The organism is Epilithonimonas arachidiradicis (assembly GCF_003610695.1).
GTDB classification, from domain to species: Bacteria; Bacteroidota; Bacteroidia; order Flavobacteriales; family Weeksellaceae; genus Epilithonimonas; species Epilithonimonas arachidiradicis.
Genome location: NZ_RAQH01000001.1, coordinates 1 through 22,194, shown reverse-complemented (window position 1 = coordinate 22,194; position 22,194 = coordinate 1). Strand labels below are relative to the sequence as shown.

The window sequence follows — 22,194 nt, the reverse complement described above, 5'->3', positions numbered from 1 at the left end:
ATTAAAACTGAGAATAATAAATTGAATGTCAAATGTTTAAATATGGAAATGACCAAAAAACATTTTTTAAACAAAGAAATTAGCCTGACTGATTTACTAAAATCGGCTTATCGATTGATGTTTACGGCCAAAACAATGAGCGATTTGTTTGAACAGGAGAAAAAGATCACTTCAAAATACGTGCACGCTACTTCCCGCGGACACGAGGCGATTCAGTTGTCTTTGGGAATGCAATTGTTACCACAGGATTTTGTGAGTCCTTATTATAGAGATGATTCAATTTTGTTGGGCGTTGGATTGACGCCTTACGAATTGATGCTTCAGCTACTAGCAAAAAAAGGCGACCCGTTTTCCGGCGGAAGAACTTATTATTCTCACCCAAGTTTAAGACGGGATGATTTTCCAAAAATGATTCACCAGAGTTCCGGAACTGGAATGCAGGCGATTCCAACAACGGGAATTGCAATGGGAATGAAATATAAAGAAGAAACCGGAATCGCCGAAAATTTTGACGACAAACCAATTGCGGTTTGCTCTCTAGGCGATGCAAGTTGCACAGAAGGCGAAGTTTCCGAAGCTTTCCAAATGGCCGCCTTGAAACAATTGCCGATTCTTTACCTCGTCCAGGACAACGAATGGGATATTTCTGCCAACGCCAAAGAAATCCGTGCGCAAGATATTACAGAATATATGAGAGGTTTCAATGGCATCGAAACCAGAACCATCGACGGAACCGATTTTATTAAATCTTATGAAACCGTAAAAGAATGTATCAGGATCATTCGTGAAGAACGCCGACCAATGTTGATTCATGCAAAAGTTCCTTTGCTCAATCACCACACTTCTGGTGTAAGAAAAGAATGGTACCGCGATGATTTGGAAGAATGCGCAAAGAATGACCCTTTAATCAAATTAAGAAATAAACTTTCAGAATTTAGTATAGAAGATTCTGAAATTGAAACCATTGAAAAAGAAGTTGCTGAACTGGTACGAATCGATTTTGAAAATGCTATTTTAGCGGAAGACCCAAAGCCTGAAGATACTTACAAACACGATTTTGCGCCAACACCAATTACCGAAGAAAAAGGAGAACGTTCTCCAAGCGGAAAAATTCCAACCGTAATGGTAGATTGTGCGTTATTCGCCATCAGAGAATTGATGCAGAAACATCCGGAAGCTTTATTGTATGGGCAAGATGTAGGTTTAAGATTAGGCGGTGTTTTCCGTGAAGCGATTACTTTGGCAGCACAGTTCGGAGAGAAAAGAGTTTTCAATACACCAATCCAAGAAGCGTTTATTGTCGGTTCAACAGTTGGAATGAGCGCAGTCGGACTGAAACCAATTGTTGAAGTTCAATTCGCAGATTACATTTGGCCAGGTTTGAATCAGTTATTTACCGAAGTTTCCAGAAGTTATTATTTGTCTAATGGAAAATGGCCGGTTTCGATGATTCTGCGTGTTCCTATTGGCGCTTACGGAAGTGGCGGACCTTACCATTCAAGTTCGGTGGAAAGTGTTTTGTGTAATATCAAAGGAATCAAAATCGCTTATCCTTCAACAGGTGCAGATTTGAAAGGTTTGATGAAAGCGGCTTTCTATGACCCAAATCCTGTTGTGATGTTGGAACATAAAGGATTGTATTGGTCAAAAATCGAAGGAACCGAAGCTGCGAAAACGATAGAACCAGATGAAGATTACATTATTCCGTTTGGAAAAGCGAGAGAAGTTTTACTTTGTGATAATCGAAAAGATAAACCAACTTTGACTATCATCACTTACGGAATGGGCGTTTACTGGGCTTCAAACGCGGTGAAAGAATTTGATAATCAAATCGAAATCATCGATTTAAGAACGCTCGCACCTTTGGATGAAAACCGTGTTTTCGAAAGTGTGAAAAAACATAACCGTTGCATCGTTTTGACAGAGGAACCTGTAAGTAATAGCTTTGCACAAAGTTTGGCGGCGAGGATCAATGAGAATTGTTTCAGATATCTGGATGCGCCGGTAAAAGTAGTTGGAGCGAAGAATCTTCCTGCAATTCCTATCAATTCTGAATTGGAGAAAGAAATGCTGCCGAACACAGAAAAATTAATTAAAGAAATAGAACAATTATTGAAATATTAGTTGATAGTTTTTGGTTGACAGTTGATAGATTAATTATTTAATATAATCTTAGTTGAGTGTCAGCGCCTTTGCGAACCTTAAAATGTTTTCAATAATATCAAAAAAAAAATCTTTGTGGACTTTGTGTTAAATAAACAAGATTAATAAAATGGAATTAGATTTAATTACAGATAAAAAAATAAAAATCAATAAAAAAGAATTGATTTTATCCGAAGCAGCCAAGCTTTTCAAAGAGAAAGGTTTCGGCGGAACCAGTATGCGCGACTTGGCTGAAAAAGTGGGAATGGAAGCTGCAAGTATGTACAATCACATCAAATCCAAAGATGAAATTCTGGAATTGATTTGTTTCAAAATTGCAAACCAATACATTTCCCAGTTGCAGGAAATTGAAAATACGAATCAAAGTTTTCAAGATAAGTTGAGAGCAATTATCGGACTTCACGTTCAGTTGATTATTGAAGATTCAGCATCTGTTTCTGTAGCGAATAACGATTGGAAATATCTTTCAGAAGAGAAGAAAAATCAATACAAGCAAATCAGAAAATCCTACGAAAAAAGCTTTGCGAATATCATAGAGCAAGGAATGGAAAGTGGCGAATTCAAAAAAATGAATGTTTCTGTAGCGCTTTTCACGATGTTATCTTCAATCCGATGGATAGAATTATGGTACAAACCAAGCCGCGAAATCACTCCGCAGGAATTGGAAGATGATTTGAAAACATTACTAATGAATGGTTTAAATAATTAAATTCAAATCTTAGCTAAGCGTAAGCGGCTTTGCGGACTTGAAAACATATAGTTAATCAAAAAACTTTGCGCACTTTGCGTTTAAAAATAAATGTCAGTAGTTTTTCATCCTTTAAAAGTAAAAAAAGTCAAGAAAGAAACATCGGATTGTGTTTCCGTGAGCTTTGATGTTCCGGCTGAATTAATGGAACAATTCAAATTCACGCAAGGACAATATTTGACATTCCGACAAATGAATGGCGAGCAGGAGCTCCGTCGCTCTTATTCGATTTGTGCAAGTCCGTGCGAAGGCGAGTTAAAAGTTGCTGTGAAAAAAGTTCCCGAAGGTTTGTTCTCTTCTTTTATGAATGAAAACCTGAAAGAAGGCGACGTTCTGGAAGTAATGCCGCCAATGGGAAAATTCTATACAGAACTTAATCCCGAAAACAAAAAAACGTACGTTGCTTTCGCCGCAGGAAGTGGCATCACACCGATTATTTCGATTATCAAATCTGTTTTGAGAAATGAGCCTCAAAGTCAGTTTATTTTGATTTACGGAAACAAAAATAAAGGAACGATTATTTTCAAGGAAGAAATTGAAGCTTTGAAAAACCGTTTTATGGAACGATTGAGTATTTATCACATTCTCAGCCGCGAAGTTGCAGATGCAGATTTGTTGAGCGGAAGAATCAATTCTGAAAAAGCAGAATCTTTTATCAAGAATATTATTCCGGCAGAAAAAATCGATGAAGTTTTCCTTTGCGGACCAGAAGAAATGATTCTGAGTGTGAGAGATACTTTAATCCAATCAGGCGTTGAAGCTAAGAAAATTCATTTCGAATTATTCTTCAGTGCGGCTTCTGCGGAAAAGAAAAAAGAACACGAGCTGGCTGTTAATAAATCCGATGATAATTTTAGTAAAGTCACTGTGAAATTGGATGCAACCGCTCTGAAACTGGATTTGGCGTATCACGGACCAACGATTTTGGATGCCGCTTTACAAAACGGAGCCGATTTACCTTACGCCTGCAAAGGCGGTGTTTGTGCTACGTGTAAATGTAAGTTGGAGAAAGGCGAAGTAGAAATGGACATCAATTATTCTCTCGAACCGGACGAAATCGAGGCAGGATTTATCTTGTCTTGCCAGGCGCATCCGAGATCGGAGGAAGTGATTGTGAATTTTGATATAAAATAGTTGCCAGTTAATAGTTATCAGTTGCCAGTCAAATGCAATTTTGTATTTCTTAGCTAAGTTTTACACCTTTGCGAACTTAAAACAGCTAGTAGTTAAAAAAAGTCTTTGCGCACTTTGCGTTTAAATAAAATTCCATTAAACCAGAGCATTATGGAAACAACAGAAATCAATTTAGAAGAACATTTTCAGAATAAAATAGACAGCGAAATCCGTATTGAACCAAAAGACTGGATGCCGGATGCGTACAGAAAAACTTTGGTTCGCCAGATTTCTCAGCACGCGCATTCAGAGATTGTAGGGATGTTGCCAGAAGCCAACTGGATTACGCGTGCACCAACACTCAACCGGAAAAAAATCTTGTTGGCAAAAGTCCAAGACGAAGCCGGACACGGACTTTATTTATATTGTGCTGCCGAAACTTTGGGTGTTACAAGAGATGAAACGATTAGCGATTTGCATTCCGGGAAAGCCAAATATTCCAGCATTTTCAACTATCCGACTTTGACTTGGGCAGATATGGGTGCAATCGGCTGGTTAGTTGACGGCGCAGCAATTTTGAATCAAGTTCCGCTTTGTCGTGCTTCTTATGGTCCATATGCCAGAGCAATGGTGAGAATTTGTAAAGAAGAAAGTTTCCACCAGAGACAAGGTTACGAGCTGATGATGAAGTTGGCTCAAGGTTCGCCGGAGCAGAAAGCAATGGCTCAAGATGCATTCAATCGTTGGTGGTGGCCGACTTTGATGATGTTCGGACCAAAAGACGCCGACTCTGGAAACACAGAACTCTCGATGAAATGGCGAATCAAACGTTTTACCAATGACGAGTTGAGGCAGCGTTTCGTAGATGTTTCCGTTCCACAGGCCGAATATTTAGGCTTGACCATTCCAGACCCAGATTTGAAGTTCAATGTAGAAACCGGACATTATGAATTCGGAGAAATCGATTGGGGCGAGTTTTGGAAAGTGGTCAAAGGTAATGGACTTTGTAACAAAGAAAGAATCGAAACCCGCAAAAAAGCCTTTGATGATGGCGCTTGGGTAAAAGAAGCCGCAACCGCTTATCACGAGAAAAGAAAATCAAGAGAAGAACAAAACAGAAAAACAGTGTAATATTTTGTAAGGCAAAGATGCAAGTGTTTTAACAAAACAATGTTATAAGTCGCAAAAGTTTAATTCGAAAGTTAAAATTTGCGACTTATAACACAATCAAAAAAAAGAAAAATTTTGCGACTTTGCGATGAAAATTAATAACAACAATTAGGAATTATGCAAAATACAGAATGGCCGCTTTGGGAGGTTTTTATCAGGAGCAGACAAGGTCTCGACCACAAACACGTGGGCAGTCTTCACGCAGCTGATGCGGAAATGGCAATCCAAAATGCGCGCGATGTTTACACCAGAAGGATGGAAGGTGTCAGCATTTGGGTTGTAGAATCCAAACATATCCACGCCACAAACCCTGACGATTCCGAGGCATTTTACGAACCTTCGGAAGATAAAGTTTACCGTCATCCAACGTTTTACCATGTTCCGGAAGAGGTGAAAAATATGTAATAGAAAAATTCCCCTTCCTTTTAGGGGTTGATTTCAAAATTAATTTTGAAATTCGGGTGATCAAGAATGACAGTAAAATTCAACAAAAAAATGAACAATAATTATCTTAATTATCTCCTGCATCTTGCAGACACCAGCCTGATACTCGGTCAGCGCCTCTGCGAATGGTGTGGAAAAGGTCCAATCTTGGAACAGGATATTGCAATGTCGAATATTGCTCTGGATTTGTTGGGAGAATCTTCTAACTATTATCAGTATGCAGCCGAAATTCAGAATGAAGGGAAAACAGAAGATGATTTGGCTTTCCTTAGAAACGAACGAGAATTCAAAAATCTGCTTTTAGTTGAAAGGGATAATGGACATTTTGGAGATACGATTGCGAGACAGTTTTTCTTTGATACCTATCATCATCTATTATTGACTGAACTGAAACATCATTCTGATTTAAAGCTCGCTTCTATCGCGGAAAAGTCTTTGAAAGAAGTAACTTATCATTTAAAATGGAGCAGCGAATGGATGATTCGTTTAGGAGACGGAACAGAAGAAAGTCATAACAAAATTCAGAAATCGGTTGAAAGTATAATTGATTTCACAGACGAAATGTTCATTCCAACCAACTGGGAATTAGAATTAATTGAACAAAATAGCATTCCAGATATCAGAACGTTCCGAACCCAATGGGAAGCTAAAGTTCTGGAAATCCTGAATGAAGCAACTTTGTCCGTTGATTTCTCAAAATCAAGACAATTAACCGGCGGAAAAGACGGAAAACACACCGAGAAAATGGGTTACATCTTAGCAGAAATGCAAATGATGCAACGCACTTATCCTAATATGGAATGGTAGAAATATTACGCAAAGGCACAAGAACTGTGTATAAAAATTGCTTTAAGTCGCAAAATATAGCGTACACCTTTGCGACATAAAACATTGAATTAATCAAAATTATTTGTGCACTTGCGATAAAAACAAAAAATGACAGTCACAGAAGAACATATCTGGCAAATCTTAGAAGAAGTTCCTGACCCGGAAGTTCCTGTTCTCAATCTTTTGGATTTGGGAATCATTCGTGATGTGAATCTCAATGAAGATGAGATCGAAATTGTAGTAACGCCAACTTATTCCGGTTGTCCAGCAACATCGATGATTAATATGGCTATCAGAATGAAACTGATTGAAAAGGGTTTCAATAATATTAAATTGACCAATCGATTAAGTCCAGCTTGGACCACCGATTGGATGACGGAAGAAGGAAAACAAAAACTGAAAGCTTACGGCATCGCACCACCTGTTTATTCAAAAAATAATGATGATTTATTCTCAAAGACAGATGAGGTCGAGTGTCCGCTTTGTAGTTCGAAACATACGCATTTGGTAAGTCAGTTTGGTTCCACAGCGTGCAAAGCATTGTATCAATGTGATGATTGCAGAGAACCTTTTGATTATTTTAAATGTCATTAAATAGTTGCTAGTTGATGGTTTATAGCTGTTAGATTTAATAATAAGTCTTTGAGTTCTTAACTAAGTTTGTAGTTTATACTGAGCTTGTCGAAGTACCTTTGCGAACTTAAAAACATTTAGTATTTAAAAAAACTTTGCGCACTTTGCGTTCAAAAAATAGATTTTACAAAAAGAAATGAAAATAGGAATAGTCGGTAGCGGAGCAATGGGAAGTGGGATTGCACAGGTTTTGGCAACAGCTGGAAATCAGGTTTTGTTGTACGATAGCAATCCGATTGCCGTAGAAAAAGCAGGACAAAATCTGGAAGCTCAGTTTCAGAAATTAGCCGAAAAAGGAAAGCTGGCTTACGAAGAAGCGGAAACTTACTTCGATAATATCCGATTGAGTGATAAATTATCGGAATTAAAAGATTCCGAATTAATCATCGAAGCAATCATCGAAGATTTGGAAATCAAAAAAGAGTTATTCCAAAAGTTAGAAAGTCTTGTTTCTGAAGATTGCATTTTGGCAACCAATACTTCATCTTTATCTATTGCGTCCATTGCATCGGCTTGTCAAAAACCAAATCGCGTGATTGGAATTCATTTTTTCAATCCGGCGCCTTTGATGGCTTTGGTAGAGATTATTCCTGCAGTTCAGACGGATAATGATTTAATTTCAAAAACGAAAAGCTTAGTAGAAAGCTGGAAGAAATTGCCGGTTATTGCAAAAGATACACCTGGGTTTATAGTCAATCGTGTCGCAAGACCTTTTTACGGAGAGGCAATAAGAATCTTAGAAGAAGGAAATGCTGACTGTGCGACTATTGATTTTGCAATGACCAGTTTAGGTGGATTCAGAATGGGACCATTTCAATTGATGGATTTTATTGGTCACGATGTCAATTATAGAGTGACAGAAAGTGTTTTCAAAGAATTCTTTTACGACCCGAAATTCAAACCATCATTCACACAAAAAAGATTATTCGAAGCGGGATTTTTTGGAAAGAAATCAGGAAGAGGTTTTTATGATTACTCTGAAAATGAAAAACAACCAAAACCAAATGAAAATCCGGAATTATTAGAATCGATTTTCAAAAGAATCTTAGTGATGTTGATGAACGAAGCTGCAGATGCTAATTTCCTTGGAATTGCCTCAGCAGAAGACATCGATTTGTCAATGACGAAAGGCGCGAACTATCCAAAAGGATTATTACAATGGGCAGATGAATTCGGTTTAGAAAATCTTGAAAAAGAATTGGATATCTTCTATAATTATTATCACGAAGACCGTTACAGATGCAGTCCAATCATTAGAAAATTAGTAAAACAAAATAAAAAATTCTATGAAAAATAAACGCAAAGGCGGAAAATATAAAACATTGATACTGTTTCTAAGTCGCAAATTTTCCAACTAAACAACATAACACAAAAACACAAATAAGATGAATGAGAATGAATTAGCAAAAATTGTTGTTGATTTAGGATTTAATATTTACAAAAAACTCGGAGCAGGGTTGTTTGAAAATGTTTATGAGGAATGCTTATTTCATGACATTAAGAAAATCGGATTAAAAGTTGAAAGGCAAAAATATTTACCAATTATCTATGACGATTTGAAAATAGAGAATGCTTACAAAGTAGATTTATTGATAGAAGATAAATTAATAATAGAAATTAAAACAGTTGATGTCCTTAATGATATACATAAAGCTCAAATTCTTACATATTTGAAAATGACAGGATGTAAGCTTGGGTTGTTAATGAATTTCAGAACTGATTTTTATAAAGACAGTGTGAAACGAATTGTAAATAATTTATAATTACAATTTTTAATTTCCGATACTTCAAATTAGTATAAATTTAAAGCTTTTGATGAAAAAATAGACGACAGTCTTTTTGCGACTTTAAGCATTATTATATATAACAACAAAAACCGCCTTTGCGATAAAATTATGAATCAAGTATATATTATAGACGGAGTAAGAACGCCAATTGGAAAACTGAAAGGAAGTTTGTCCTCAGTTCGTCCCGATGATATGGCGGCTTTTGTCATCAAAAAATTATTGGAAAGAAATCCTAGCATTGACCAAAGCAGAATCTACGATGTCGTTTTGGGTTGCGCTAATCAAGCTGGCGAGGACAACCGAAATATCGCAAGAATGTCGGCTTTGCTTTCCGGATTGGATTATCACGTTCCCGGCGAAACGGTCAACAGATTGTGCGCCTCGGGTTTGTCGGCGGCAATTAATGCATCAAGAGCGATTCAGGTTGGTGATGCTGATTTGATGATTTCCGGTGGTGTTGAAAATATGACTCGCGGACCATTAGTCATTTCAAAATCAGAAAGCCCTTTTGGTGGTGATGCTAAAATTTATGATACGACTTTCGGCTGGCGATTCATCAATCCTAAAATGAAAGAAATGTACGGCGTGGATGCGATGGGAGAAACAGCGGAAAACTTGGCCGAGCGAGATCAAATTTCCAGAGAAGACCAAGATAAATTTGCTTTTAATTCTCAACAGAAAGCTAAAGCTGCTCAGGAAAACGGAAGATTGTCGCAAGAAATTGTTGGTGTTAATATTCCTCAAAGAAAAGGCGAAGATTTGATTTTTGATAAAGATGAATTTCCTAAGAACGATACAACTTTGGAAGCTTTGTCAAAATTAAGAACAGCATTCAAAAAAGACGGAACAGTCACAGCAGGAAATGCTTCCGGATTGAACGACGGTGCAGCGGTTAATTTATTAGCTTCAGAAAATGCGATTAAGGAATTTGGATTAACGCCAAAAGTAAGAATTGTTTCGAGTGCAGTTGTTGGTGTTGAGCCAAAATTTATGGGAATTGGTCCGGTTAAAGCAGCAGAATTAGCATTGCATAAAGCTGGTTTAAGATTCAATGATATCGATATTATCGAATTAAATGAAGCTTTTGCTGCACAAAGTTTGGCCTGCATCAGAGCTTGGGGATTAGATGACAACGATTCCAGAATCAATCCAAACGGTGGCGCCATTGCACTTGGTCATCCACTTGGAATGAGTGGCGCAAGAATCCTGAATTCTGCGATGTATGAATTACAAAATCAAAACAAAAGATATGCTTTGGCAACAATGTGCGTTGGTTTGGGGCAAGGTTTTGCAGTAATTATTGAGAAAGTTTGATAACAAGATATTAGAAGCTAGAAATTAGATGTTAGATTTATTCTCATCTAAATTCTAAATTCTTACCTCTAAATTCTATAAAAATTATGCAACTAGAAAATTACGCGCTTGGAAGATGGATAAAAGGTGAAGGAGAAGGGCAGGCTTTATATAATTCTATCAATGGAGAATTGGTAGCAACGGCGACTTCCAAAGGCTTGGATTTTGGCGAAATGATGGATTACGCCAGAAAAGTAGGGGGTCCAGCACTTAGAAAACTGACTTTCCAGGAAAGAGGATTAATGTTGAAAAAACTCGCTTTTCATCTGATGGAAAAGAAAGATATTTTCTACAAAGTAAGCTGGGCAACTGGCGCAACTAAAGCAGATTCCTGGGTAGATATCGAAGGCGGCATTGGAAATTTATTTTCGAATGCATCGTTGAGAAGACAATTTCCCGACTTACCTTATTATGTAGATGGCGATTCAGTTAAACTTTCGAAGGAAGGAACTTTTATCGGTCATCATATTTGTACACCGAAACGTGGCGTTGCGATTCATATCAATGCTTTTAATTTCCCGGTTTGGGGAATGTTGGAGAAAATTGCGGTTAATCTTTTGGCTGGTGTTCCGGCCATTGTAAAACCGGCAACAGCGACAAGTTTTCTGACAGAAGTTGTGGTTAAAGAAATCATTGCTTCTCAAATTTTACCAGAAGGAAGTTTGCAATTGATTTGTGGTTCAGCTAATGGAATATTGGATAATGTGACAATGGAAGATGTTGTGACATTTACAGGTTCGGCTTCTACGGGAAAAATGCTGAAAGCGCATCCGAAAATTGTTGAAGAATCGGTTCCTTTTAATCTGGAAGCAGACTCTTTGAACGCAATGGTTTTAGGGGAGGATGCAAAACCTGGAACTGCAGAATTTGATTTATTCATCAAAGAAGCAACACGCGAAATGACAACTAAAGCCGGACAAAAATGTACGGCAGTCAGACGATTATTAGTTCCTGCAGATTTGGTTGAAGATGTTCAGATTGCGCTTGGACAAAGGCTTTCAACCGTAATTATCGGCGACCCAAATGTCGAAGGTGTAAGAATGGGCGCTTTAGCGAATAAAGACCAAGTGAAAGAAGTTTCCGAAAAAGTTCAGGAATTAGCCAAAACTCAGGAAATCGTTTTTGGAAATCTCGATAATTTTGAAGTGAAAGGTGCGGACAAAAATAAAGGCGCATTTATTTCTCCGATTTTATTCCTTAATTCAGATCCTTTTAAATATACAGATTGCCATAACATAGAAGCATTCGGGCCAGTAAGTACAATCATTCCTTATAATAATCTAGATGAAGCAATCGAGTTGGCGAGAATGGGAAAAGGTTCGCTTTGTTGTTCGGTTGTGACAGCGGATGATGATTTTGCAAGAGATTTTGTTATCGGAGCCGCATCGATGCACGGTCGAATTTTGATTCTCAATTCCGATTGTGCGAAAGAAAGTACAGGTCACGGTTCGCCTTTGCCAATGCTGATTCACGGAGGTCCGGGAAGAGCCGGCGGTGGTGAAGAAATGGGCGGGAAACGTGGTGTTCTTCATTATATGCAGCGTACGGCAATTCAAGGTTCACCAACGACTTTGACGCATATTACGCAGCAATATCAATATGGTGGAAAACAATGGGAAGATAACATTCATCCATTCAGAAAACACTTTGAAGAACTGAAAATCGGCGAAACTTATATCACAGCAAAACATACGGTTACAGAATCTGACATCACCAATTTTGCTAATGTGTCCGGTGATAATTTCTATGCCCATATGGACGCAACGTCTTTGGAGGGGACAATCTTCGAAGGACGTGTTGCTCACGGATATTTCATTCTGAGTAAAGCGGCAGGATTATTTGTTGATGCAAGAAAAGGCCCTGTTCTACTGAATTATGGTTTGGACGAATGTCGTTTTGTAAAGCCTGTTTATCCAGGAATGACGATTGGTGTGAAATTTACCTGCAAAGAAAAAATTAATCAGGAAAAACGTGACGAAGAAGATATTGCTAAAGGAATTGTTCGCTGGTTAGTTGATGTGTATGATGAAACCGGAGAAACCGTTGCAATTGCAACAATTTTGACAATGGTAAAGAAGTTGAATCAAGAATAAAATAATTTGGGCAGCTTAATCCGCCTTCCGCCCCCAAACCTAACGGAGTGGTTCGACGAAGTCAACCTTTTTGCAGACGCCTTTAGTTTAAAAAGAACTTGAGAATACGCAAAAAAGGATTTCCGCTCAAACCTAACGTAGTGGTTCATCAATTCAAATAGAAAAATAAAAATAGAGATAAGTCGAGCTGCAACAATTCGACAGATAAATAATATAAATTAGAGATTCAAAAATTGCTTAATCTCTGAATTTCTAAATCATTTAATTTAATAAAATGGAAGCTTACGTAAAATCAACCATACAAAACGGAATCGGAACCATCGAGTTTTTTCATCCTCAAAGCAACTCAATGCCAAGTTCTCAACTTAGAAATTTAGTAGAAGAAATTAATAACCTTAGTAAAAATGATGAGGTCAAAGTGATTATTCTGAAAAGTGGAGGCGAAAAAGCATTCTGTGCAGGCGCATCTTTTGACGAATTGATTTCCATCAAAGATTTTGAAACGGGGAAAACATTCTTTTCAGGTTTTGCCAACGTCATCAATGCAATGCGAAAATCATCCAAGCTAATTATCGCAAGAATCCACGGGAAAGCTGTTGGTGGAGGTGTTGGAATTGCTTGCGCGGCTGATTATACTTTTGCGACCGAAAATGCTTCTGTTAAACTCAGCGAACTGGCTGTAGGAATTGGACCTTTCGTAATTGGGCCAGTTGTAGAAAAGAAAATCGGGACTTCTTCCTTTGCACAGTTAGCCATTAATGCAACCGAATTTTATTCTGCAGAATGGGCAAGAGAGAAAAATATGTATCAGGATGTTTATGAAACGCCGGAAGAAATGGATGCAGAAATTCAGATTTTGGCTGAGAAATTAGCAAATTCAAATCCGGAAGCAATGTCTCAACTGAAAGAAATTTTCTGGAAAGGAACAGAACATTGGGATGAGCTTTTAGCAGACCGAGCCGGAATCAGCGGGAATCTTGTTCTCTCAGATTTTACTGTGAATGCTATTAATCAATTTAAGAAAAAATAAAAAAACCGCCATTCAATTTGAGTGGCGATTTTAATTTAAACTAACTAACACTATTAGTTTTACTTAAGTTTTCATCATTATTAGTTTATCTTAATTTTTTGATCAAGTGATTCGCTTTTGTTACATCAAAATTAGTAAGACTTTTATGATCCAGATACTGTAGAAATTACCAATTTAAAAATTCCGTATTTATACGTAATTACATTTATTGATAAAAAAAGCCTCATCAAGGATGATGAGACTCAAAAAAGTATGGATTGGTTGGTTTTCAGATTTGTTCAAGAAAAGTGTGATTGTAGGTTTTCAGAACTGCAGATTCATTCTTTGCATGTCTCATTCGGACAACTTTGAAAACATTTTCCCTGGTTTGTATCACTTCGAACAAACTATGGCTTGTCCCGATGGAAACAAATGGCTTCGCAACGAAGGTTCCTCTCGGTGTCCTCACGGTTGCAGAAACTTCGATAACCGGGCAAATTCCACGTTTTTCTGAGTTCCAAATGGTGTGAGGTTTCACAAAAAAATAATGATTGGAACAGAAAACCGTCATATATGAAATCTCACCTGTAATGATGTAGTCCGTAGAATTGATTATTTCTAATGGCATAGACATAAGGTAAATGTTGATTAATTATTTTTACATTTTCTTATGTCAAAGTAATAACAAATATGAAGATTATTTTAGAGTAGAAATACTGAATTTGCAGTTATAGTTTGATTGGAACAGGATGGATGTCATTAATCACGGCATAAATAACGATCCCAACCGTATTCCTTGCCCCTATCTTATCAAGGATTCTTTGGCGGTGGCTTTCTACAGTTCTTGGACTCAGGAAAAGGAGCTCGGCAATTTCCTGATTGGTTTTTTCTTTACAGATCAGCTTTACCACATCTATTTCACGCGCGGTCAGCGTTTCTTCGTTTTCGAAAAGTGATTTTTTTCTTGCCGGGGAATTCAGATAAGTGCTTAGCATCTGATGATCCTCTTTTGTAAAATACATTCCGTTTTTGTAAACCGCTTCAATAGCTTCTATGAAAACAGACTTGCTGGAGTTTTTAGGTAAAAAAGCTGAGACTCCCAGCTTCACCATATAACCAAGGACGCTGCTTTTGTAATGAGACGAGAGAATAATAATCTTAAGCTCTGGATAACATTTTTTCAGGATCTCTACCAATTCGAAACCGTCCATTGGCTGCATTTGAACATCAATCATAGCAATATCCGGGAAATTATCGGGTGCTGTATTTTCCAGATGAGACAATATTTCTGTGCCTCCGGTTGCCATAAAATCTACCGAGATATTCTCTTTTGCTGAGAGCAGCATTTTAATTCCTTCCAAAATCAATTGCTCATCATCAACCAAAATAATTTTAATTTTTTCACTCATCATTATTTAATTAGGAATATTAATAATTAATCGGCTTCCAAAACCTATCCTGTTTTTCCATTTGTAGAAGCCTTTCACAGAAACAATTCTGGATTCGATATTTTTAAGGCCCATTCCTTTGCTGGCTTTCTGATAATCGAATCCTTGTCCGTTATCAGAAAGGATAATTGTCAGAAATTTTTCATGATTTCGGATATAAATAATCACTTCATCCGCATCAGAATGTTTGAGCACATTAGTTGTAAACTCCTGGATCACTCTATAGATCTGCACCTCTGTAAAAGTGTCCTTTTTCTCATATTTCGAATCTATATTAAGGATGAGATTGATGTTATGAGAAAGGCTGGTTACCAACTCCTGCAAATATAGAATTAATCCCAGCTTTTCAAGATTAACGGGATAGAGCGAATGTGAAATATTTCTGGTCGAATCTATAAGCTCTGTAATTTGTGAGGTGATTACTTTTTTGGAAGCTTCCTGGTTTTCTGGTTCCAAATTATTCAGCCAAAGGGAAAGAATGTTCAGCCGGTTTCCGATATCATCGTGGACAGAAATGGCGATTCTTTTTCTTTCGTCTTCCTGTCCTTTTATATTTTCCAAAGCCAGTTCTTTCTGATGTTCTATCTCTGCCTGAAACTGCAGATCCTTTTCCTGGATGATTCTTTGTATGAAACTTTTGTAAGCGAGTAAAATAAAGGATATAATGATGATTAAAACAATAATCAACACAACCAGAAAAATGATATTCAGTTTTATTTCTTTAATTGTAAAAATGTTTTAATGAATAAGCTGTAAAGGATGCAGACCATCAAATTGTTAATTACCCAAACTGTTGCAAATTGATCCTTTGATAAAAAAATGAGTTGGTTCTGAATTAAAAACATAAAAATACTCACGGTAAAATATAAAAAGAACATTTTGTCGTTCAGTTGAAAAGGACTTTTTGTTTTTACATTTTTTATGTCTTTAATCAAAGAATACCCAATTAGACTAATCATTATTAGATTAGAAATCGCCTTAGAATAATCATTGTTATATTGATAATGTACCAGGGTTCTATCTGCTGTCAGAAAAAACAAACTTAATAATGCAGTTGCTATAAAATATTTTTTACTGAGATTTAATTTTTTAATAAATATTCCTGTGACGGTAAAAAACTCCCCTGCAATATAGACCGGATATAAGAACATAATGCTTTTGATACCTAATAACGGAAGAAAAACATAGGAGTTGGACTCAATAAAAACAATGAAAATGATATAATAGATATACCATTTTTCATTCTTCGTGAAGGATCTGATTTTAACAATCCCAATAATAAGTGCTATAAATAATAAGACAACAGACAGATGTCCTAAAATATCATACAGAGTTCCCATAAATTATCCTCCTGGTGAAGTCGTATATGGAGGATATGGTTTTGTCCAGTCGTAAGTATTGGAAGGATCTGGCTGTACAGCATAAACACCTCCTGGCGCTCCAATTTTTGCTCCGGTCTCATTGCTGACGAAAATTATTGTAGCCAATAATCTCTGGTAAACTTCTGAAAATTTAAGACCAAACACACAAACAACATCGTGCATCTTTTCCTTGTTGTGTAGAAGATCTGCTTTAGGGATATAAAAGCTTTGGAAAATTCTTTGTCCTTTGAACTCCAGGGATTCTCTCTGTAGATAGTCCATCGCATTTTCTTTCCAGGATTCTATTTCTTCCACGGCTTTTAGCTGCCCTGTGACTGGTTTGTCCATAATCGGAAAATCGATGTCAGAATCTTCTTTGCCTTTGCTGAGGTCTTTTGTTAAGATGTAGGTGCTGGTTAAAGTATAAGTTTTGGTCTGCTTCAGTGTAAGATCAGTTTCCAGAAATTGTAAAGGAGCAAACTCATAGTTGTCTAATTTTTTCACATCGCCGGCGCTTGTCCTTGGTGTTAAGATCAGAACAAGTTTATTTTCCCAGACACCAATGTCAGCACGGAAATAGGTTTCTTCTTCATTTTGCTTATCAAACCATTCTATCTGTTCGCGGGATAAAATAAAAACCTGTTCCGGTGATAGAACTTTTTGTATTTCAGAATAATTGGACTTGACTTCTGTCCACCTTTGAACAGCAGTAGTGTAATCCTCAAGAGTTAAGATTGCCATAAGTTATTATATAATTTTAGTTTGGGATAAAAGTATATAAAGAATTTTAAAGAAACAATATCAATAAGCGATTATTAATAAATTTGAAATGTGAATTATGCCAATTGTTGATGAATTTAAAAATCAGGACAAATTCTTTTTTATTAAATAAAAAATTTGCACAATAAAAAATAATTCCTATTTTTGCATCCTCAAAACCAGAGTTAGGATCCATTACATCCGCGCTCATATTTATAGCAAATTTTAAAACTTCTGAAAATGAAACCGTAAGGTTCCATTTGATAATTAAAAAAAAGTATATCCAAATGAAACAAGGCATACACCCAGAAAATTATAGATTGGTAGTTTTCAAAGATATGAGCAACGAAGAAATGTTCCTTTGCAAATCTACTGCTGAAACTAAAGATACTATCGAGTTCGAAGGTCAGGAATATCCTTTGATCAAAATGGAAATCTCTTCAACTTCTCACCCTTTTTACACGGGTAAGACTAAATTGGTTGATACTGCAGGTAGAGTTGATAAGTTTATGAACAAATACAAAAAATTCGCTAAATAATCTTGGCAAATTTTACAAATACAAAGCCTTTCGGAGTTCCGAGAGGCTTTTTTTATTATTTTTGCCTTCAGATGCTGGAAGCTTGATGTCCTATGTCAGATGTCTCACCCAGCTTCCCACTTCTAACATCCAACATATATGCAATTAGTATTCTCGGACGCACAATATTGGGAAGATTTTCTTCCGCTTACTTTCACAAGACCAGTTGCAGAAATGCGAATGGGAATCCTGACTTTCTCAGAAAGATGGAAAAAACTGCTTGAGATTGATGATGCTTTCTACATCACAGAAAATTACCTTCAGGACAAATATAAAAAGCCGGAGCCTAAGCAAAGCTTGTTCATTGTTCCCAATTTCTTCCCGTCAGATGAGGTTTTGAAACAAATAAAAGAACTTCAACCTGGCGAAGCTTTGGTTTATGATAACGAAGTGTTGGTGGCCAATATCAATATGGAGAATTTCTCTCTGAATCAAATCAATAAAATGACAGATATCCACGAGAAATTGTTTTTCATTGAGAAGCCTACCGATATCTTTTCTTATAATGACAAAGCGATTGATTTTGATTTTAAATTACTGACAAAAGGCAGGGCTTCTCAGGAATTATCTTCTACCAACGGATTCATTGGACAAAAAGAAAATCTTTTTATAGAAGAAGGAGCAACGATAGAATTCTCGACACTCAATTGCAAAACCGGAAAAATCTACATCGGGAAAAATGCCGAGATTATGGAAGGTTCCAATATTCGCGGATCTTTAGCGCTGTGTGAAGATTCTAAAATCAATCTCGGAACCAAACTTTATGGCGGAACGACGATTGGACCGCATTCCAAAGTGGGCGGCGAAGTCAATAATATTGTAATTTTTGGTTATTCTAACAAAGGGCACGACGGTTTTGTGGGGAATTCCGTGATTGGAGAATGGTGTAATCTTGGCGCTGATACCAATTCATCCAACCTTAAAAACAATTATGCATCGGTAAAACTCTGGAATTACAGGAAGAAAAGATTCCTAGATACAGGGTTGCAGTTTTGTGGGCTGATAATGGGTGACCATTCCAAAACGGCCATCAACACCCAGTTGAACACAGGAACTGTTGTTGGCGTTGCTGCTAATATTTTCAAATCAGGATTTCCTCCAAATTTAATTGATAATTTCTCCTGGGGCGGAATGAAAGGCGATGAAAAATTCAAACTGGAAAAATCTTACGAAGTCGCAGAAAAAGCAATGGAGCGCAGGAAAATTGCAATTACCGAGACCGATAAAGATATTTTGAAGCATATCTATAATGAGTTTTAGTTTAAAACTCATTTTTTGTTTTTAATTTAACTTACTTTATAATCGGTAAAACAGTTTTATCTCAAAGTTTCCTTATTTTTGCGGTTAAGTAAAATTGATTTTATTCAAATGTATAAAATCTAAAATCAAATCTTATAATGAAGCAGTTTCTTCTTTGGCTTTTTGCAGCATTGTTTTTGGTAAGTTGTGCCAGAGTTGGTTCCCCTGTGGGAGGAGATAAGGATACAATTCCACCAAAAATGATTGGTTCTAATATTGACACCACAAGAATCAATGTGCCGAGGGATATCAAAAAACTGAGAATTGATTTTGATGAATATGTTACATTGAAGGATATCAGCAAAAACCTGATTGTTTCTCCACCAATTAAATATACCAAGATTATTCCGTCGTCAACAGGTAACAAATACCTGCAGATCGAATGGAAAGATTCCCTTCTGGCTAATACAACTTATAATTTTAATTTCGGAAATTCGGTGGTTGATCTTAACGAGAGTAATGCTCTGCCTTATTTCAATTTTGCTTTTTCGACCGGGGAAAAGATTGATGATTTGTATATCAGCGGAACGATTACGGATGCTTTAGGAGATAATAAAAATTCCGAGGGCAAAGAAAAAAATCTCGTGATTGGCCTTTATCAGGTAAAAGACACAATGAACTACCGTCAGAAACCTTATTATATCACCAAAGCTGACCCTGACGGCTATTTTGAATTGAATTATCTGACCCCGGGAAAATACAGAATTATTGGTTTTGATGATGAGAACAATAACTCGATTTATGATACGGGCAAAGAAAGTATAGCATTTCAAAAAGAAGAAATTAATCTTGAAAATAGTATCTCTGGTCTCAAGCTTAAAACTTTTCCTTCCCAAAAAATGGTTAAGTATAAAGAGATGTCGGTTTCTACTGGCGGGGTTTTGATGACTTTCGAAGGCAATCCGGAAAAAGTAGTGGTGAAAACCGTTGGTGACAAACCTGCTGATTACAAAGTGACGCACAAAGCCAAATCGGATTCTGTAAGAATTTGGTTTGATGCGGCGAAAGAAAATATCGGCGCAACAGTCAGTGAAAATCTGAAATTCTCTTACGATACAGGTTCAAAACAAGATACAATGTCTATATTCTATAAGAAACCGGCTAAAGAAGATATGACGATTGCCAATCCTTTTTCTAACAAATTGGCGCCGGAAACAGATTTCAGATTTTCGTCCAATTATATCATTAATAAAATCCAGCCTGAAAACTGGAAATTAGAAGCTGACAGCATTACACAGGATTTTACGGCAAGAATTTCAGAATTGGATTCCACACAAGTTATTGTTAAGTCTAATTTTGTTTCAGGGAAAAAATACAAATTAACGGTTCCGAAAAATACAGTGATATCATTTTATAATAAATCGAGTGAAAGTGTTCGTTTTGACTTCGAAGCTGCGAAGCCGGAAGAATTTGGAAGTTTTACCGCTAATCTCATCAATCCACCGAGTCAGAAATTTTGGCTCCAGCTGCTTAATGAAAAAAACGAACCGATTTACCAGCAATACACCAACCAGCCTGTTGTGAAATTCATTAATCTAAAACCGGGAACGTACAGACTCAGGATGTTGGTTGATAATAATGATAATGGCTATTGGGATAGCTCAGATTTTACAAATGATATTTTGCCGGAAGATGCTTACTTGTTTAAAAAAGCAGGTGATAAAGAGGTAATGAGTAAGATCAATGTCCGTCCAATGTGGGAGATTAATGAGAATTGGGATATTACTAAAGAAGAGCAATCTGTCAATTGAAAAAAATAATATTTTGGATCGCCGTAGTTTTTGTGGCAATACAGTTCATTCCTGTTGATAGGGAAAACAAACCTATCGATAGTATAAATAACTTTGTTGACATCTACAAAACGCCGCAACATATCAAAGTCATTCTTAAGAATGCTTGCTATGATTGCCACTCCAACGAAACGATATATCCTAATTACGCTTACGTTGCTCCAATTTCCTGGATGATAAAAGATCATATTAATGAAGGTCGTGAGCATCTCAACTTTTCTGAATGGGGTATTTATAATAAAGAACTTAAGGAAAACGCTATCAAAAAAACGATAAGTTCAGTTCGTAATCTTCAAATGCCACTACCTTCTTATATTGGTTATCATCCTTCAGCAAATCTTACCTCAAAACAAAGAACGGATTTGGAAAACTATTTTTCGAGTTTAGAATCAAAGTAGCTTCGATGTAATTTTTATTAATAATGCAAATATTTTATATATTTGGCAAAAACTAGAAGTTATGAATAAGCTATTAATTGCAATGGCATTAATTTGTTCATTTGTTGTAAAATCTCAACAGAATGATATTGATGATCCGGATAAGAAAAGAAACCTTATAAAAGTTAATCTGACCTCCATTGCTTTTCGCAATTTTCAGTTTGCTTATGAGCGAACGATTACCAAAAGGTTTGGTGTGCAGGTTTCTTACGGATTCATTCCAACTGGACAAGTACCTTTGGTAGATGAATACATCAAAGACGAGGATATCAACAATATAAAAATGGGAGGCAGTAATTTTACACTTGAGCCTAGGATTTATCTTGGCCGCGGTTACGGTCACGGTTTTTATTTAGCGCCCTACTATAGATACTCTCATTTTAATATAGATAATTTAACCTATAATTACAGATCTGAAGATCCCGAACATTTGGGCGAAAAGATCCCAATTGCATTTACCGGGAAAACCAATTCCAATAATGTTGGTTTGATGATTGGGGCGCAGTGGTTGTTAGGAAGAAAAGATAACTGGGTTTTAGATGTTTGGTTTATCGGCGGCCATTACGGTGGAGCTACAGGCACAATTACAGGTAGATCCGGCAGGCCATTAACAGCATACGAACAGGATCAGTTAAAGCAGGACATAGAGGATTTGGATATCAGTTTGTTTGATTATAAAGTAACGACCAATTCGAATGGAGCTGTAATCGATTTAGATTCCAAATGGCTTGGGGTTAGATCAGGAATTTCTTTTGGCTATAGATTTTAATAGTATTAGTACAAAATATTATAAAAGCAATTCCTTATGGGATTGCTTTTTTATATGTTATTAAATAAAAAATCTGAGTTAAGAATAAGATTTGATTGAGTGGGATTGCTATAAAAATCGACACTTGTCTGTTGTTACAATAAAAGAAACTTTCAGTCGTTATCACTAATCCATTTGCACTGTTTCAGGATTAATTGGAAAATTAATAGGGTTGAGTGTCAGGGTAGTTATCAAATAGATGTTTAATTTTTCGGGATATAATTTGTGGGATCGATAAATAGTCTTACCTTTGCAACCGCAAATCAGAAGTGATGAGCAGCGCAGAAGGTCGGTAGAATAGAGAAAGGGTTTAAATTTAAGAGTTTAAGAAAACGATTAAAAAAAACTTGAAAAATATTTGCTGGAATAAAAA

General features: G+C 36.6%; 21 protein-coding genes. 17 read left to right on the top strand and 4 right to left on the bottom strand.

Going from position 1 to position 22,194, the window contains the following annotated elements; translation table 11 throughout:
* The first annotated feature begins 42 nt into the window (after positions 1–42).
* The 12 genes from BXY58_RS00115 (at position 43) to BXY58_RS00060 (ending at position 13,362) form a co-directional block, all read left to right on the top strand.
* The gene (locus tag BXY58_RS00115) at positions 43–2,124 is read left to right on the top strand and encodes an alpha-ketoacid dehydrogenase subunit alpha/beta (protein WP_425321068.1); all 2,082 of its coding nucleotides are present in this window, start codon (positions 43–45) and stop codon (positions 2,122–2,124) included.
* Positions 2,125–2,272: 148 nt separating this feature from the next.
* Positions 2,273–2,872, top strand: a complete 600-nt coding sequence (locus BXY58_RS00110) for a TetR/AcrR family transcriptional regulator (RefSeq protein ID WP_120211780.1) — start codon at positions 2,273–2,275, stop codon at positions 2,870–2,872.
* Between the two features lie 90 nt (positions 2,873–2,962).
* Positions 2,963–4,045 carry a 1,2-phenylacetyl-CoA epoxidase subunit PaaE gene (gene paaE / locus BXY58_RS00105; RefSeq protein ID WP_120211779.1) on the top strand — a complete coding sequence of 361 codons (1,083 nt, stop codon included), beginning with the start codon at positions 2,963–2,965 and terminating at the stop codon, positions 4,043–4,045.
* Positions 4,046–4,195: 150 nt separating this feature from the next.
* Positions 4,196–5,155: a 1,2-phenylacetyl-CoA epoxidase subunit PaaA gene (gene paaA / locus BXY58_RS00100; protein WP_120211778.1), complete on the top strand. Its 960-nt coding sequence runs from the start codon at positions 4,196–4,198 to the stop codon at positions 5,153–5,155.
* A gap of 156 nt (positions 5,156–5,311) precedes the next feature.
* Positions 5,312–5,599 carry a 1,2-phenylacetyl-CoA epoxidase subunit PaaB gene (paaB, locus tag BXY58_RS00095; RefSeq protein ID WP_063970555.1) on the top strand — a complete coding sequence of 96 codons (288 nt, stop codon included), beginning with the start codon at positions 5,312–5,314 and terminating at the stop codon, positions 5,597–5,599.
* Positions 5,600–5,665: 66 nt separating this feature from the next.
* Positions 5,666–6,445 carry a 1,2-phenylacetyl-CoA epoxidase subunit PaaC gene (gene paaC / locus BXY58_RS00090; RefSeq protein ID WP_229728365.1) on the top strand — a complete coding sequence of 260 codons (780 nt, stop codon included), beginning with the start codon at positions 5,666–5,668 and terminating at the stop codon, positions 6,443–6,445.
* A gap of 129 nt (positions 6,446–6,574) precedes the next feature.
* Entirely contained in the window at positions 6,575–7,060 is a 486-nt protein-coding gene (gene paaD / locus BXY58_RS00085; protein WP_120211777.1) for a 1,2-phenylacetyl-CoA epoxidase subunit PaaD, read from the top strand.
* A gap of 175 nt (positions 7,061–7,235) precedes the next feature.
* Positions 7,236–8,396 carry a 3-hydroxyacyl-CoA dehydrogenase NAD-binding domain-containing protein gene (locus BXY58_RS00080; RefSeq protein WP_120211776.1) on the top strand — a complete coding sequence of 387 codons (1,161 nt, stop codon included), beginning with the start codon at positions 7,236–7,238 and terminating at the stop codon, positions 8,394–8,396.
* Between the two features lie 88 nt (positions 8,397–8,484).
* On the top strand, positions 8,485–8,862 hold the full coding sequence (locus BXY58_RS00075) for a GxxExxY protein (RefSeq protein ID WP_120211775.1): 378 nt from the start codon (positions 8,485–8,487) through the stop codon (positions 8,860–8,862).
* 132 nt (positions 8,863–8,994) lie between these two features.
* Entirely contained in the window at positions 8,995–10,200 is a 1,206-nt protein-coding gene (pcaF, locus tag BXY58_RS00070) for a 3-oxoadipyl-CoA thiolase (RefSeq protein ID WP_120211774.1), read from the top strand.
* 86 nt (positions 10,201–10,286) lie between these two features.
* Positions 10,287–12,332: a phenylacetic acid degradation bifunctional protein PaaZ gene (gene paaZ / locus BXY58_RS00065; protein WP_120211773.1), complete on the top strand. Its 2,046-nt coding sequence runs from the start codon at positions 10,287–10,289 to the stop codon at positions 12,330–12,332.
* Positions 12,333–12,606: 274 nt separating this feature from the next.
* The gene (locus BXY58_RS00060; RefSeq protein ID WP_120211772.1) at positions 12,607–13,362 is read left to right on the top strand and encodes an enoyl-CoA hydratase/isomerase family protein; all 756 of its coding nucleotides are present in this window, start codon (positions 12,607–12,609) and stop codon (positions 13,360–13,362) included.
* Between the two features lie 268 nt (positions 13,363–13,630).
* Here BXY58_RS00060 and BXY58_RS00055 read toward each other — a convergent pair whose 3' ends face one another.
* From BXY58_RS00055 to BXY58_RS00035, 4 genes are all read right to left on the bottom strand, one after another.
* Positions 13,631–13,969: a hypothetical protein gene (locus tag BXY58_RS00055; RefSeq protein ID WP_120211771.1), complete on the bottom strand. Its 339-nt coding sequence runs from the start codon at positions 13,967–13,969 to the stop codon at positions 13,631–13,633.
* A gap of 100 nt (positions 13,970–14,069) precedes the next feature.
* Entirely contained in the window at positions 14,070–14,750 is a 681-nt protein-coding gene (locus BXY58_RS00050) for a response regulator transcription factor (protein WP_120212496.1), read from the bottom strand.
* A 6-nt stretch (positions 14,751–14,756) separates the two neighbouring features.
* Positions 14,757–15,479: a sensor histidine kinase gene (locus BXY58_RS00045; protein WP_229728364.1), complete on the bottom strand. Its 723-nt coding sequence runs from the start codon at positions 15,477–15,479 to the stop codon at positions 14,757–14,759.
* A gap of 653 nt (positions 15,480–16,132) precedes the next feature.
* A complete protein-coding gene (locus BXY58_RS00035) occupies positions 16,133–16,891 on the bottom strand; it encodes a hypothetical protein (RefSeq protein ID WP_120211769.1) in 759 nt (252 codons plus the stop codon).
* A 305-nt stretch (positions 16,892–17,196) separates the two neighbouring features.
* On the opposite strand from BXY58_RS00035, the gene BXY58_RS00025 reads away from it, so the two are divergent.
* The 5 genes from BXY58_RS00025 to BXY58_RS00005 all read left to right on the top strand — a co-directional run bounded on the left by BXY58_RS00025 (position 17,197) and on the right by BXY58_RS00005 (position 21,782).
* On the top strand, positions 17,197–17,448 hold the full coding sequence (locus tag BXY58_RS00025) for a type B 50S ribosomal protein L31 (protein ID WP_120211767.1): 252 nt from the start codon (positions 17,197–17,199) through the stop codon (positions 17,446–17,448).
* A 138-nt stretch (positions 17,449–17,586) separates the two neighbouring features.
* Positions 17,587–18,747, top strand: a complete 1,161-nt coding sequence (locus BXY58_RS00020; RefSeq protein ID WP_120211766.1) for a GlmU family protein — start codon at positions 17,587–17,589, stop codon at positions 18,745–18,747.
* Between the two features lie 137 nt (positions 18,748–18,884).
* On the top strand, positions 18,885–20,537 hold the full coding sequence (locus tag BXY58_RS00015) for an Ig-like domain-containing domain (RefSeq protein ID WP_120211765.1): 1,653 nt from the start codon (positions 18,885–18,887) through the stop codon (positions 20,535–20,537).
* Positions 20,534–20,974, top strand: coding sequence for a heme-binding domain-containing protein (locus tag BXY58_RS00010; RefSeq protein WP_308659096.1), 441 nt, complete (start codon positions 20,534–20,536; stop codon positions 20,972–20,974). The genes BXY58_RS00015 and BXY58_RS00010 overlap by 4 nt, the downstream gene beginning before the upstream one ends.
* Before the next feature lie 61 nt (positions 20,975–21,035).
* Positions 21,036–21,782 (top strand): DUF3575 domain-containing protein, encoded by a 747-nt coding sequence (locus BXY58_RS00005; RefSeq protein ID WP_120211763.1) that lies wholly within the window; start codon positions 21,036–21,038, stop codon positions 21,780–21,782.
* Positions 21,783–22,194: the final 412 nt, after the last annotated feature.